Consider the following 14,906-nt stretch of genomic DNA (forward strand, 5'->3'; position numbering starts at 1 on the left):
GGGACATTGTTTATCAATATCCCTTTGTTGAATAATATAAAAATTATTTAAATGGCATCTACTGGGTTTGCTCATCCCATTGAACCAGTACGGATAATAATTGGCTTAACGCACCGTAAAAACCGTATTCATCATACCGTTGGCAATTTTGGCTAAATACTGGTAGCCATTGCAGTAAAAGTGACAAGGTTTTTAGGCGCAATTGCCTCACTTTTTCTTGGTCCAAATGGGTTTCATTTAATGAAAAATGTAAGTGACTTAATAGCTCCAAAAAAATTGAAATATGGTCAGAAGGCTCTCTAAACTCCTCACTAGTATCCATTCCAGCCTCGGCTAATAAGTACTTAATTTGTTCATTACCTTGCTCACAGTTTGGATAAACTGAGGCGTAAGGTAAAGCTGATTGCTTATCAGACATTAAGAATAAGCTACAGAAGTCGGCGGCCAATTCGAGTTGAGCATCATTTCGCATTACTAGCGCTTGGGTTTTTGTTTTAACCGCTTGAATTGGCAAAGTTAAAACGGGTTCCTGTTCGATAGTCGTAAACCAATCCATCATTTCGCTAGATTGAAGTTGCGCTAATGTTGCACTATCTAGTTCACGTGAGAACAATTGTGCTAGCCATGCATAAATACATGCTATTTGTTCTGGTGCTAAAGTGATTTTTTTTGTCATTTATTCACCTGTGATGCAGGGACATATTCACACTGAGCAACCATTTCAATTGGCCCATCGAATGCATTCACGTTATCCACTTGTCCTGTATATTTTTCTATCTCTACTAAGGTTGTATGTGCACTGGTGGCTTGCGCTAATTGAGAGGTTCCAATATCTAGCGTCAATACGTTTGGGTTTCCGTATTTGCACAGCGCATTGATTTCTCCGCCCTTAGTCGGGTCATACCAAGCTCCCTCATGGATACGAGCAACACCTTTTGTGTATAGATCAGAAACCACAGCTCCAGCTAACACTTGCCCTCGGTCGTTGAAAACGCGAACGATATCACCATTTTGTATGCCCCTAGCTTTCGCATCTTGAGGACTAATAAAGACCGGTTCTTTTCCACTAACGGAATAATATTGACGTAAGACAGGTGATTCGCACAGTTGTGAATGTAAACGAAAATCGGGGTGCGCAGATTGCAAATGTAGTGGCCATTTTTTTGAACCTGGACCACCATGAGAGCGTTCCGCTTTTTCGAACCACATTGGGTGACCTTGGCAATCATCATATTGCATGTCGGCAATAGTTTTTGAGTAAATTTCAATTAAACCACTCGGTGTTCCTAACGGTTCTAAGTCGGGATCTTCTCTAAATGCTTGATGACGAACAAACATTTGTGGATGTTCAAATTCCACATAGCCTTCTTTTTCCCAGAACACATCGAAGGAGGGTAAATGAATACCACGGCCTTTCCCCTGCTGGCTGCCTTCTTGCCAAATACGTTTTAGCCAGCCCATTTCGTCCAAACCTTCAGTAAAGGCTTCTTCACGACCAAAACGGCGGCATAGGTCACGTAAAATATCGAAGTCATTGCGTGACTCAAATTGCGGTTCAACCAGTTGTTTCATCGCAATAATCCCACGATTTGAGTGGTTACCGTATTGGTCAAGGTCATTTCGTTCAAATTGCGTGGTTGCTGGTAATACGATATCGGCAAAGCGGCAAGTGGATGTCCATTGATTATCGATAGAAACAACTGTTTCAAGTTTGCGCCAGCCTTCAATAATACGATTAATTTGTTGGTGGCGGTGGAATGGGTTGGTTCCGGCAAATACGCACATTTTTAGTGGTGGTAATTTAACCGCTTTACCATTCCAGTTAATCGTTTTTCCAGGTTCTAAAATCGCATCGATAAAACGAGCAATAGGAATGGTGCTGCTGTAGCCTTTGTAGTCATTGCTATCATGAATAGGTGGCACTTTGGTTGAGCCTGAAAAACCACTCAAAATAATTCCCTGACGGCTTGGAGTTCCTGCTCCATTATAGTGCCAACCGAAGCCAAACCCGCCACCCGGTAAGCCAATTTGACCTAACATTGCAGCTAAAACGACAACCATCCACGACCATTGTTCACCATGTTGCATGCGCTGAACACACCAACCTGCAATGATTTGGGTGCGATCTGCTGCCATTTGGCGGGCTAAAGCTTGGATCGTGTCGGCATCAATACCACAAATTTCAGACGCCCATTGTGCATCTTTCGGTTGCCCATCCGTTTTTCCCATTAAGTAGGGAACAAATTGCTCGAAACCGACACAATATTCTTTTAAGAAGGTTTTATCATGTAAGTCTTCACTGTAAAGCGTGTGGGCGATGGCTAATTGCAGTGGCACATCCGCTTGCGGATTAATCGCAATATGTTGAACATTGGCACGCCCAAGGTAATCATGCGTTGAGGTGACTATCGGGTCTATACTGATGACTTTTATCTCACCATTAGCGGCTTTTTCTTTCAGTTGTTCATAATATTCATAAACGTCATGATCAGGGCACCACCAGTTAGCTTGTTGATTTTTAATCAGGTCAGAGCCCCACAACACAATAGTTTTACTATTTTTGAGGACTAACGGCCAAGAGGTTTGTTGTTCATAAACCTCCATCGACCCCACAACTCGAGGTAAAATCACTTGTGCAGCACCTGTTGAGTAGTCTCCGCCAGTACTGACACTATTGCCATGTAGCGCAATGGCGCGAGCTAACATACCTGAAGCGTTGTGAAGCATCCCTGTCGATTGCCAACCATTTGCAGTGAGTAATCCACTTGGTCCATAGGTTGTTTGAACACGTTCTAATTCTTGATAGAACAAATCAAGGGCTTCATCCCAAGAAACACGTACGAAGCGGTTATCACCTCGTTGTGAGGTATCACTTAAATGGCGTTTACGTAGCCAATCAACACGTACCATTGGATAACGAATACGGGCGGTACCATGAACATGGTCAGGTAACCCCGCAATCATTTTGGATGGAAATTTATCATGTTCAAAGGGCTTGGCTTCGATAAAGCGACCATCAACTACGGTAGCGCGAATTGCGCCCCAGTGCGACCCAGTCAGAATGCCTTCTTGCACTACTGTTGTTTGTTCACCAGCCGTTGCAGCGCTAGCCTTACGTGGTGTTAAGAGGGAAGGGCCTAACATTCCCGCAACTGTGAGCCCGCCAAGCTGGAATAAAAAGCGTCGACGAGAAGCTTGAAAAGTCGAATTATTTTTCATTCTGTACTCCGTTATCACCGTGTGAAGATCCTGCGGTATCAGACGCATTCATTTGTAAGTATTTCAGTAAGGTACGCTCTTCTCGCTTATCTAAGCTGGTAAAGCCAATCATACCGTTTAATGTGCCTATCCAACCGTTAGCATCAAAGTGGGCAATATCTGGAGCCCCATGGCATTGATTACAAGACCCGTTATATAAAGAGTCTGCATAAGCCCATATCGGTTTGATATCATTGACCATATCACCTTGCTGCATCCATGCGGTCGCTTGCAATTTGCTCCATGAAGTATCGGTTGCAGCGACAACGGTACTTTCTAAATTTTTCACATTTTCTTGAACATCACCGCGTATTGAAGCCACGAAAATTCGTTTACCAGGGAATTCGGATAGGACTCGTTGGCGACCATCGGTTTCTGTCCACCCAGTGATTTCAACTTGTAGCCAATCGCCATCACGTTTTAGGACTTTCACCTCTGAGGCAGGAAGTAACGAGCCAGCAGGGTCTTTATCCCCTTTATTTGCATAAATAGGTTTAATATCAAGTGAATACAGAATATCGGAATCACTATTTGCCTTCGCGCGCAACTCATCGAATTGTTTACGAAAACCACTGCTCATATCAGGCAATTGGTGAGCAATCCCTTTGTGGCAGTCAATGCAGGATTGATTCTCTTTCGCAGCGATTTGCATTTGGCGAGCCGCTTCTGGATTTTGCTTGGCGTGGTCCATCGAGTCGTAATCATGGCAAGAGCGGCAAGTGGCTGAATTATTCTCTTTCATACGAGCCCATTCACGTTCTGCAAGTTCGGCGCGTTTGGCTTCAAATTTTTCTGGGGTATCTATCGAATGAGCAATAAATGTTTGATAAATATCATTGCTTGCTTCGAGTTTCCGTTTAATCATGCCTGGAAGGTCGGAGGGAATATGGCAGTCATGGCATTCTGCACGTACTCCAGAGGCATTTTGGAAATGCACGGATTGCTTATATTCTTCGTAAACGGGTTCCATGCTATGGCAACTGACACAAAACTCAGTGGTGCTAGTCACTTTCATCCCAACATGGGGTATAACGATTAACGCAACGCCCACTGCAATCCCGACAACGATTAACGTAAGCATTGACCAACGAGCACTTGGTTTTCGCAACGCTCTCCAGAGTTTCCGCATAATAGCCCCTGTAATTATATGGTTTAATACAGGCGATCTTATTGAGTTAATATGAATAGCGGTACTAGTCAGGATGAACAGCTTACGGCAAGATATGGATAAATATGAACAGATATGAACAGAAGAGAGTATATCAATGACATCACATCATATTGTGGTTGTTGAAGACGAACCCGTTACTCAGGCGCGTTTACAGGCTTACTTTGAGCAAGAAGGATATCGTGTTTCTGTGACGGGGAATGGTGCTGGTTTACGCGAAATTATGGATCAGCAAGCAGTTGACTTGATTCTGTTGGATATTAACTTACCGGATGAAAATGGGTTAATGTTAACGAGGGCGTTACGTGAGCGTTTTACAGTGGGAATTATTTTAGTCACAGGCCGCTGTGACCAAATTGACCGTATTGTGGGTTTAGAAATGGGAGCGGATGATTACGTTACTAAACCTTTGGAACTCAGGGAGCTCGTTGTTCGTGTCAAAAATTTACTTTGGCGAATTGACCTTGCTAAACCTTCACAAACCCAGGTTGTTTCTCAAGATAATTGCTATCAGTTCGCTGGCTATTGCCTAAATGTTTCGATGCATACGCTCGAATTTGAGCATCAAGCAATCAAACTCACTCGTGCTGAATATGAAATGCTAGTGGCTTTTGTGACGAACCCACGGGAGATTCTAACCCGAGAACGTCTTTTACGTATGTTATCTGCTCGTCGAGTTGATCACCCTGATTTACGCACGGTAGATGTACTTATTCGCCGTTTACGCCATAAGATTAATGCTGATTTATTAGTGACGCAGCATGGTGAAGGTTATTTTTTAGCCGCCGATGTATACTGATATACGGGTCTAAATCCTCCTGGAGATAATGAATTACGTAAGTGTTCACTATCTGCATTTTGTTGAGTAAGCACTAAAATTGGCGGGCTTATATTGTTTGGAACTGGCTGCTTTTGTAATACTTTGATGGCTTGTTCAATGACTAGCTCACCTTGCCAAACCATTTGGTCGCTAGCTGCCATAATTATTCGGCCTCTTTTTAAGCCGCGATAGACTTGATGAGATAGGTAAAAAGAAACAATATTCAATGGCTTCGTTAAGTTACGGCCTTCACCCATTGCGGCTTCAGCGGCAATAGCTGTGCCAACGACGACATCAATATCCGGGTTACGCTCTAGCATTTCATGTAATAAATTGCGTTGAACTTCAATGTCGTTATCCCCTTGTGCGACATCCACAATTTGTACATGGCTACCTGCAATAGCCTCTCTGAAGCCTTGTTCCATTTCATGGCTACCGCCAGCATTTAATGGCCCAGGCATAAGTAAAACTTTCAATGGTTTACCTTGGCTCCATTGCACTAAATAACGTCCCGGTTGATAGCCCATTTGAAACCAAGGTACGCCTACACGGGTTTTGACTGTTTTGTCGTGTGTCGCGTTGATGACTTCAATGATGGGGGTATTTCCTACCAGTTGGCTAAGGTTTGGAAAGGCTGTGGTGCTACTGCCCAATAAAATGGCATCTGCTCCCCACTGTTGGCACTGCGTAATTTGCTTTTGCTGGGTTGCTAGCTGGTTATATCCGCCAGCTTCTAATACGTTTAGGTCAACACCATAGCGTTTTGCTGCTTTTTGCATGCCATAATTAATTGATAACCAATAAGAATCTTTTAAGCTAGGATAAAGCGCACACAATTTCCATGTTTTTGTAGCGGTAATAGGATTATGTGGTTGAGAGGTAAAGTGTAGTGTATCACGCCACTGAATGAGTGAACTATTCTGCGCCATTGCTAGGCTCAGTAATGAGTGAAATGTGAACAGTAGTAAAATCAATACACGCATGATAGCCTCACAAACCAGAAACCTTTATCCTAAATGCTTTCTTGCAGTTAACTCAACCATTTTAATTTTTAGGCTAACTAAACCGTGAATTTATCACTAACTAGACGATTGTGGATGGGCTTTGCGCTGATGGCAGCATTGACCTTTATCAGCACCCTTGTGGGGTGGTACAACTTACGTTTTGTTAGCCAAGTTGAACAGGCCAATACCGAGGCACTGATTCCAACCATGAATATGGCAAGGCAACTGAGTGAAGCGAGTGCTTGGGAGCTATTTTCTGCGCAGAATCTCACCAATGCAGATAGCGAAAGTATTTGGTTAGCGCAAGGACGGATGTTAACGGCACAAAGCCTTAAAATCACTAATTTGCTGAAAACATTACGGGAACAAGGCTTCAACACACAAGATATAGAACAACAAGAAAAAGAAATCGCTCAATCATTAAGCCAACAAGGTGAATTAGTTGGCCAGCGGTTAAAACTGCGCACTGAGCAACAACAGTTAAGGCAACATATCATCGCTGCGGCGGGTGATATCGCCCAAAAAGCGCATGGGCAAGCCAATAATGCAGCGACCTCCGCTGGTGCAACGCAGGTGAGTATTTATGACCTAATCGAGCGAAAACAAGGGGAACAAGCTCAACAAGCTCTTGATCAACTTATTGATATTGATCTTGAATATGCTAGCCAAATGAATGAGTTGCGATTAAGTGCTATGCGAGTACAGCAGATGGTACTTAATTTAGGTTCAAATCAACCCAATCGTAATATGGCAGAATTAGAAAATCAGCTGAATTCTGCAGTCAAAATCTTACAACGTCGGCAAAAATACATTGAAGATCCCGCCGTGAGAGGCCAAGTAGAAAATGCATTAGATAGTGTTAAGCGCTATACCGAGTTAATTGCGTTGTATCGCCAAGATAACGACATCACAACTCGTTTACAGATTTTATCGCAAAATAATATTGACCAATTTGCACGTTTTAGTAGTGAAGTGGCGCAATTAGTTGACATCATTGAACTTCGTAACCAAACCGCATTGGGGCAACTTAAACAAGCCAGTGAACGGGGGCAAAATTGGTTGCTAGCATTAAGTATTGTCTCATTACTCTCATTGATTTTGATTCTTTGGCGAGTGGTTTACCGCTTAGTAACAAAGCCGCTGGCACAGCAAACCCAAGCGCTTCAACGCTTGCTTGAGGGCGATATTGACTCTGCATTTCCTGAAACCGCAGGAGTGAAAGAGCTAGATACGATTGGCCGTTTAATGGATGCATTTCGTGCGAGTGTACATGCCTTAAATAATCAACGCGAACAGCTAGCGGACCAAGTCAAAGTGAGAACGGCAGAACTGCGTGTGATGGTTGTTGAGCACCGCAAAGCTCGCGCTGAAGCAGAAAAAGCCAATCAGGCGAAATCGGCATTTTTGGCGGCAATGAGCCATGAAATTCGCACACCACTTTATGGAATTTTGGGGACAGCACAACTGTTATTAGAAAATAAAACGCTTAATCAATATCATGATGATTTATATGCAATTACGGATTCAGGTGAATCCTTATTGGCTATTTTGAATGACATTTTAGATTACTCTGCTATTGAAGCTGGGGGACAAAATGTTTCGATCAATGAGGAGCCTTTTGAGCCCAAGCCATTATTGGAAAGTACCTTGTATCTAATGAATGCTAGTAATAAAAACCATGCTATTCAGTTAGTTGCTGATATTGCAGATGATTTACCTACTGCCTTACAAGGGGACCCACTCCGGATCCGGCAAATTATCACCAATTTACTCAGTAATGCATTGCGTTTCACTCAGCAGGGGCAGATTACTTTACGTAGTTGCCGTTATGGTAAATATTGGTTTATTGAAGTGGAAGACACCGGATGTGGCATTGATAACTCGCGATTTACTGATATTTTTAAGCCATTTGTGCAAGTCGATAGCCAGCGGGGTGGAACAGGACTTGGGCTGACAATTAGTGCAAGTTTAGCACAAGCGATGGGCGGTGAATTGACGGTTAGTAGTCAGTTAGGGAGTGGGAGCTGTTTTCGTTTAACACTGCCGCTATGTATCGCCTCGCATCCAGTTAGTAAATCGGCTGATCTGCCATTAGACATGCGAGGTGTACATTTATTACTCATAGAAGACAACCCATTGACTCAGAAAATCAGTGGAGAAATGTTAACCCGAAGTGGGGCACAGGTAAACACCGTTGGTTCTGCGGCCGAAGCATTAGCAGCTCTACAAACTGGGCAACAATTTACAGCGGCGTTAGTGGATTTTGGTTTACCTGATATCGATGGAATCACCTTAGCTAAACAAATAGCGAAAGCCTATCCTACATTGGTTTTGATTGGTTTTAGTGCGCATGTGATTGATGAAACATTGCGCCAACGGACGAGTCAAGTTTTTCGCGGCATCATTCAAAAACCAGTACCAAGAGATAGGTTAAACCAGTTAATCGTTAAATATATTTCAGGCGGTGAGTATCCGTTGTCCGATTCTAGTGTTCAGGAAAAATTTGTAGATTTGCAACAGCTTATTAGTGATGCTGAATTAATGGGGCTCTCAAAAATTCGTGAATGGGTGAGTATTTTTAAACAACATTCTTTACCGTTAATCGGCCAAATTGATATCGCACGAGCAGAAAATAACACAGAACAAATAAAACGCCTTGCTCACCAGTTAAAAAGTAGTTGCGCTAGTTTGGGAATGCAAAGTGCAGTACAAAGCTGTGTATTATTAGAGCAGCAGCCAATGGCGGATACTCAACTGAAAAAGGATATACAGCAAGGCTTACAGGCTATTGAGCAATGGTTGAATAGAGCGCATTGATTTTTCAAATAGCCAGTAAGGTTCATTTAGCTGCTTTTTATCTGTTGAAGACCATGTTCAGGGCTAAGATTTAGCGCGCAACACGCAGGCCACCGCTCACACCTTGTGGGCTCCACAGTATTTGCCATAATTGGATATCTCGAGCTCTAAATGCACCAGCACAAGCATTTAAATAATAAGAAAACATGCGTTTGAAACGAGGTGTATAATTATGTTCGAGCTCAGGCCAAGCGGCTTGAAAGCGGGAATACCATGCCATGAGTGTATGGTCATAATCAGCACCAAAATTATGCCAATCCTCCATGACCAGTTTGCCTTCGCTGGCTTCACCAATATTTTGCACAGAAGGTAGGCAGCCATTTGGAAAAATATATTTATTAGTCCATGGGTCAACATTCACTTTATTTTGATTAGAACCAATGGTGTGAAGTAAAAACAAACCGTTAGCTTTTAGGTTGCGTTGAATAACATCAAAGTAAGTCGCATAATTTTTAGGGCCGACATGCTCAAACATACCGACAGAAACAATACGGTCAAATTGGTCGTTGAGATTCCGATAATCTTCTAATTTAATATCAACATCTAAGCCTGCGCAGCGAGCTTGAGCATATTTTTGTTGTTCAGCGGAAATAGTGACTCCTGTAACAGAAACCCCAAAATTTTTTGCTGCATAAGCAGCGAGCCCACCCCATCCACAGCCGATATCAAGTAATCGCATACCGGGTTTTAATTGCAGTTTTTCGCAGATTAAATTTAATTTTTGTTCTTGCGCGAGAGGAAGGTTTTCAGGAACCGCTTCTAAACCTTTCCAGTAGCCACAAGAATATTGCATATAAGGATCGAGCATCAGAGAAAATAAGTCATTTCCGAGGTCGTAATGCTCTTCTCCAACAATTCGAGCACGTTTTAGGGTTTGCAAATTGCGTACACGTGCGACAGCAATTTTCAATGTATCACTGAAATTATGAGGTATTTTTTTATCGAGTTTATGGCGTAAGACATATTGGAAAAATATATCTAAACGCTCGCAATCCCACCAACCATCCATATAACTTTCACCTAATCCTATTGAGCCATGTTGTAGCACTCGTTTAAAGAAATGGTGGTTGTGTACCTGGATATCGAAAGGGCGGGAGCCATTAATTTTAATGCCAGCTTCACTCAATAATTCAGTAGCAATGCGTTGCCAAGAGTCGATAGTGGTTTTTTGGTTAACGACTTGTTCAGTACTCATCTGATCTCCAATTTTTATCAAAGTGGGATTCAGAGAACTTTATTTGTGACGTATTCGTGGTACAGCAAAACAGGAATATTGACCACCGCTGCACGACAGTCAGTGTATTAGCGTTATTGTTGCTATAAATAAAGCTCAAATCCAGTTTCAGATAACTCTATAAAAAATATAAAACGTTCACATTGAATTTCAATAGAAATTGCACTTAACACTTAGAAATGGCACTTATAACCAAAAAAAGAGTTCTTATAAGACAATTATTTGCTTATCAAAGCTTTTCAAGCTCTTCAATGAGTATTGGAGTAAGTCTAGTATATAGAAATGACATTTGTGTGAAAAAATACGTTATTTGTTACTTTTTATCTGATTAAGATTGGTTTTTTGGGCTGGTTTTATTGAAATTAATGATGGGGCGTAGGCAAATGGCTCACCTATGATTATGGAGAGCCATTTAAGAATAAAAATTCAATGATTAGATTTTTGGAGAATATCCATAACGGATTGTTTCTGTTTGTTCTAAATGAATTTGTGTTACCGCAGGTTGGGTATTGGCGATCACTTGGCCATCACGAATAGAATAACGTACAGGAACTTGACGACGCACAGCATCGAAGCCATTTTCTGCAGGTAAAATCAATAAGCTAGCTCGGTTTCCTTCACTCACACCATAATCTTGCAAGTTCAATGTACGTGCGCTGTATTCACTAATCAGTTTCAGCCCATCATTGATTTGCTGGTAACCCATTAATTGGCAAACATGTAACCCCATATGCAGTACTTGCAGCATATTGGCGGTACCTAATGGGTACCATGGGTCAAATACATCGTCGTGACCGAAACAGACATTAATATCTGCAGCGAGCATCTCTTTAACACGGGTAATGCCTCGACGTTTAGGATAGGTATCAAAGCGGCCTTGTAAGTGAATGTTCACTAACGGGTTAGCGACAAAGTTAATTCCAGACATTTTTAGCAAGCGGAATAAACGGGAAGTATAAGCGCCATTGTATGAATGCATCGCGGTGGTATGGCTTGCCGTGACGCGAGAACTCATCCCTTGTGCATGCGCTAACGCTGCGACGGTTTCAACAAAACGAGATTGCTCATCATCAATTTCATCACAGTGGACATCAATCAAGCGGTCATACTTTTGTGCTAAAGCGAATGTTTTATGGAGTGATTCCACGCCATACTCACGAGTAAATTCAAAATGTGGAATAGCACCAACGACGTCGGCTCCGAGGCGTAACGCTTCCTCTAACAGGGCTTCGCCATTTGGATAAGACAAAATACCTTCTTGCGGGAAAGCTACAATTTGCACATCAACCCAAGGTGCGATTTCTTGTTTTACCTCTAACATCGCTTTCAGTGCGGTTAATGTCGGATCTGACACATCCACATGAGTACGAACATGTTGAATACCATTGGCAATTTGCCATTTAAGGGTTTGCCACGCTCGGTTTTTAACATCATCGTGGGTGAGCATCGCTTTACGCTCTGCCCAACGTTCGATGCCTTCAAAGAGTGTTCCTGATTGGTTCCAGCTTGGTTGCCCTGCGGTTTGAGTGGTATCCAAGTGAATATGTGGCTCAACGAAGGGAGCCGTAACTAATCCACCTTCACCATCTACGCTGTCTGGTAATACTTCACCTTGAGGTTGTGGAAGAATGGCTTGAATTTTTTGATTGTCGATATCGATACGCCACAGGCCATCACGTTCAGGTAAACGGACATTATGGATATGTTTGATAGTTTGGTTAAGCACGGGTCATCTCCGAATCAGTAGTATGGCGGCGATTTAATAATGGGTTAAGGATAGCGTAACATAATGCACCACCCAGTACGGCATTGACAGGAACAATGCCTGGTAACCAGTTACCTGCGATAACCCCAGCGGCAACGGCGATTAATGCACTGATGTTGACATCACGCATTTTACTGCGGTCAAAGGTTTCATAGCGGTGACGGTACATGAGGTAGTCTGCGATAATAATTCCGCCAATTGGGGGAATCGCCGCGGATAAGAATGTTAGCCAGCCAACAAAATTATTATATAACCACAGCGCACATAGTGTTCCGACCAGTCCATTGACAATGGATAAGGTTTTGCTGGATAACCCGGTGATATTGGCAAACCCTAAACCTGACGCATATAGGGCGTTATCATTAGTTGTCCAAATGTTTAAGCCTAAAACGATAATTGCGGGTAATAATAAACCTTGGGCAATCATCACATCAGAGATGTCTGCCATACCTAATGATGCCGCGCCAGCGGCTCCAAAGATAAACATCAATGAATTACCAAGGAAAAAAGCAATAATGGCGACAAGCACCGCAATCTTAGGTTTTCGTCCGAAACGCACAAAATCAGCGGTTAATGTTCCTGCACTCACAAAAGACCCCACTACCATGGCTAAGGCAAGGTTAAAATCGATAGGTTTCGCGGGAACGACAGCCTGCAATGCACTCATTCCACCCATATCAGTGATAGCAAGGTAGACGGAATAACTGCCGAGTATCGCAATGGCAGGAACTGCAACGATTGACAGTATAGTCAGAGCAGAAATGCCAAAAAAGACCGTAACGGTCATTAAGACCCCTGAAATACCAATCAACCAGTTGATATCCCAACCCGTGGCTTTGCCAACGGGAATGGCAAACATCGCAACACCGACGCCAAACCAGCCGACTTGTGTGCCACCTAATAGGAATGAGGGGAGCCATGAGCCTTTAATACCAAAGGAATAACGAGCAAGAAGGTGAGTAGTTAAGCCTGTTTTAGAACCAATAAAACCAAGAAATGCGGTGTAGACACCAAGAAGAAGATTACCGATAAGAACTGCGAGGAAGAAATCATGAAAATCAAGACCGGTACCGAGAGCGCCTCCGGTCCACATACTGGCGGAAAAGAACGTTAAACCTAGCATCACAAAGGTTAATGCTAGTCCGCCTTTCCGCGCAGATATGGGCACGGGGCCATGGCTATAATTTTTATCGTCAGGCACGATTGTCTCCAGTTATTTTTTTCAGGCCAAAAAAATCCGACGCATTTTATAGCCATCAAAATAAAAAGCAAACGTTTTCGTTGATAATTTAAAAGAATTAATGTGTTCAAAAATAATTTAATTTATGGAATTAAAAATAGGGAAAATAGATAACTGAAGGTCTAAATTACCTTATTTTTCAGCAACTCAATACATTCTTGTGCGCCACGTTTAAGCGCATGACCTTGCAAACATACTGCGTGAATAGGCAGCTTGAAGCCATTTGGGGTATTTTTAAATTCAAGGGGCTTTAGTGAGCCATCGTGCAATTTATCTTTAATAAGTGATAAAGGAAAATTTCCCCATCCCATACCACTCTCGACTAAACCGAGAGCCAAAGAAAAACTGTCTGTTTTCCAATAATTACTAGAAACTAGAATACGGATATCACTCAATTCACGCTGACGACTCGCAATAATTATTTGGCGGCTTTCAACAAGGTCTTCGATATAGAGCGACGTTTTATTTTGCAAAGAGGGATGTTTAGCCGAAATGGTGGCAATAATTGATTCTTCGCCAATGTAATGAAATTGCTCTTGGGAATTAACATTTAAACCACCAAAGACGATTGCGAGATGAATTTGTTGTTCATGTAATAAGGGTAAAAGATCATCTTGAGGCGCGGTAATCAGCTCAATATGCAGTAAAGGGTAACGCTGGCTTAAAATATGTAGAGCGTCAAAGAGTAAATTGGCATTAATACCTGCCGCAATACCAATAGTCAGAGTGCTTTCAACGCCTTGGGTCAATTCAAGAGAAAAAGTATTGAGCTGCGATAAATTAGCCACAATATGTCGTGCATAGGGGGCTAATGACAGTGCTTTTTCAGTGGGTTTAGGCTCTCTAGTGTGCCTATCAAATAGTTCAAATCCCAGTTCAGCTTCTAGATTAGCGACTGCCATACTGACCGCTGATGGCACACGTTTTAATGTCCTAGCTGCCGCAGAAAATGAGCCTTTATCTAACACGGTGAGAAAAATCGTTAGGTTATCGCTATTAAATGGCATCATTGACCTGTCAATAAAATTGATAGAAGCTGACTTTTATTATCATTGAATTATATTTATTTTACCACCTTGTTGATAATGATATTTTTGGAGGTGGGAAAATGCAGGGGATTAAACGTAAAATTATTTTTGTAACGGCTTATGAGGTTATTGGCTGGCTAATTTCAGCTTTAGCATTGGCTTTTCTTTCGGGTAATTCAGCAGAAACAACAGGTCCATTAGCTTTAGTCATAACAACTATTGCAGTGAGCTGGAACTTTATTTTTAATACCGCATTTGAGTATTGGGAATCAAAACAAAAATCACGCATTAGAACCTTTAGGCGCCGGTTCGTACACGCCATATTATTCCAATTAACGTTAGTGATTTTTTTAATTCCTTTAATTGCGTGGTGGTTATCAATTAGTCTTTTACAGGCGTTAATACTCGATTTCGCCTTAATTATTTTTATCCCAATTTATACTTTCTTTTTTAATTGGGCATTTGATAAGATTTTTGGATTGCCTAAATCTGCTTTGCCGCAAGAGAATAACGCCACATCATAAGAAAAGTAA

11 protein-coding genes are annotated in these 14,906 nt (G+C 42.1%); 3 read left to right on the forward strand and 8 right to left on the reverse strand.

The features are described 5' to 3' along the window. Positions 1-58: 58 nt before the first annotated feature. From torD to torC, 3 genes are read right to left on the reverse strand one after another with little or no spacing between them, the layout of a single operon-like run. On the reverse strand, positions 59-676 hold the full coding sequence (gene torD / locus PSF09_RS11280) for a molecular chaperone TorD (protein WP_272665751.1): 618 nt from the start codon (positions 674-676) through the stop codon (positions 59-61). Continuing rightward, positions 673-3,219 carry a trimethylamine-N-oxide reductase TorA gene (gene torA, locus PSF09_RS11285; RefSeq protein WP_272665752.1) on the reverse strand — a complete coding sequence of 849 codons (2,547 nt, stop codon included), beginning with the start codon at positions 3,217-3,219 and terminating at the stop codon, positions 673-675. The genes torD and torA overlap by 4 nt, the downstream gene beginning before the upstream one ends. Further along, the gene (gene torC, locus PSF09_RS11290) at positions 3,209-4,387 is read right to left on the reverse strand and encodes a pentaheme c-type cytochrome TorC (RefSeq protein ID WP_272665753.1); all 1,179 of its coding nucleotides are present in this window, start codon (positions 4,385-4,387) and stop codon (positions 3,209-3,211) included. Before torC ends, torA begins: the two co-directional genes overlap by 11 nt. 136 nt (positions 4,388-4,523) lie before the next feature. Between torC and torR the strand changes: the two genes are divergently transcribed. Further along, the gene (gene torR / locus PSF09_RS11295; protein WP_272665755.1) at positions 4,524-5,225 is read left to right on the forward strand and encodes a two-component system response regulator TorR; all 702 of its coding nucleotides are present in this window, start codon (positions 4,524-4,526) and stop codon (positions 5,223-5,225) included. On the opposite strand, the gene torT is transcribed toward torR, so the two are convergent. After that, on the reverse strand, positions 5,198-6,229 hold the full coding sequence (gene torT / locus PSF09_RS11300) for a TMAO reductase system periplasmic protein TorT (RefSeq protein WP_272665757.1): 1,032 nt from the start codon (positions 6,227-6,229) through the stop codon (positions 5,198-5,200). The genes torR and torT overlap by 28 nt on opposite strands. 84 nt (positions 6,230-6,313) lie before the next feature. Between torT and torS the strand changes: the two genes are divergently transcribed. Beyond that, entirely contained in the window at positions 6,314-9,067 is a 2,754-nt protein-coding gene (gene torS, locus PSF09_RS11305) for a TMAO reductase system sensor histidine kinase/response regulator TorS (protein WP_272665758.1), read from the forward strand. A 70-nt stretch (positions 9,068-9,137) separates the two neighbouring features. On the opposite strand, the gene cfa is transcribed toward torS, so the two are convergent. The 4 genes from cfa to PSF09_RS11325 form a co-directional block, all read right to left on the reverse strand. Beyond that, positions 9,138-10,301, reverse strand: coding sequence for a cyclopropane fatty acyl phospholipid synthase (gene cfa, locus PSF09_RS11310; RefSeq protein WP_210837794.1), 1,164 nt, complete (start codon positions 10,299-10,301; stop codon positions 9,138-9,140). A 472-nt stretch (positions 10,302-10,773) separates the two neighbouring features. Then, positions 10,774-12,066 (reverse strand): cytosine deaminase, encoded by a 1,293-nt coding sequence (locus PSF09_RS11315; RefSeq protein ID WP_272683919.1) that lies wholly within the window; start codon positions 12,064-12,066, stop codon positions 10,774-10,776. After that, a complete protein-coding gene (gene codB / locus PSF09_RS11320) occupies positions 12,059-13,306 on the reverse strand; it encodes a cytosine permease (RefSeq protein ID WP_210837790.1) in 1,248 nt (415 codons plus the stop codon). Before codB ends, PSF09_RS11315 begins: the two co-directional genes overlap by 8 nt. A 161-nt stretch (positions 13,307-13,467) precedes the next feature. Further along, the gene (locus PSF09_RS11325; RefSeq protein ID WP_272665845.1) at positions 13,468-14,352 is read right to left on the reverse strand and encodes a LysR family transcriptional regulator; all 885 of its coding nucleotides are present in this window, start codon (positions 14,350-14,352) and stop codon (positions 13,468-13,470) included. Between the two features lie 101 nt (positions 14,353-14,453). On the opposite strand from PSF09_RS11325, the gene PSF09_RS11330 reads away from it, so the two are divergent. Then, positions 14,454-14,897 (forward strand): PACE efflux transporter, encoded by a 444-nt coding sequence (locus PSF09_RS11330; RefSeq protein ID WP_210837788.1) that lies wholly within the window; start codon positions 14,454-14,456, stop codon positions 14,895-14,897. Positions 14,898-14,906: the final 9 nt, after the last annotated feature.

It is taken from the genome of Providencia sp. PROV141 (assembly GCF_028481645.1).
GTDB classification, from domain to species: Bacteria; Pseudomonadota; Gammaproteobacteria; order Enterobacterales; family Enterobacteriaceae; genus Providencia; species Providencia rettgeri.

Excerpts from the sequence above, each read along its gene's own strand:
- torD (WP_272665751.1), bottom strand. The coding sequence starts at position 676 with ATGACAAAAAAAATCACTTTAGCACCAGAACAAATAGCATGTATTTAT.
- torA (WP_272665752.1), bottom strand. The coding sequence starts at position 3,219 with ATGAAAAATAATTCGACTTTTCAAGCTTCTCGTCGACGCTTTTTATTC.
- torC (WP_272665753.1), bottom strand. The coding sequence starts at position 4,387 with ATGCGGAAACTCTGGAGAGCGTTGCGAAAACCAAGTGCTCGTTGGTCA.
- torR (WP_272665755.1), top strand. The coding sequence starts at position 4,524 with ATGACATCACATCATATTGTGGTTGTTGAAGACGAACCCGTTACTCAG.
- torT (WP_272665757.1), bottom strand. The coding sequence starts at position 6,229 with ATGCGTGTATTGATTTTACTACTGTTCACATTTCACTCATTACTGAGC.
- cfa (WP_210837794.1), bottom strand. The coding sequence starts at position 10,301 with ATGAGTACTGAACAAGTCGTTAACCAAAAAACCACTATCGACTCTTGG.
- PSF09_RS11325 (WP_272665845.1), bottom strand. The coding sequence starts at position 14,352 with ATGCCATTTAATAGCGATAACCTAACGATTTTTCTCACCGTGTTAGAT.
- PSF09_RS11330 (WP_210837788.1), top strand. The coding sequence starts at position 14,454 with ATGCAGGGGATTAAACGTAAAATTATTTTTGTAACGGCTTATGAGGTT.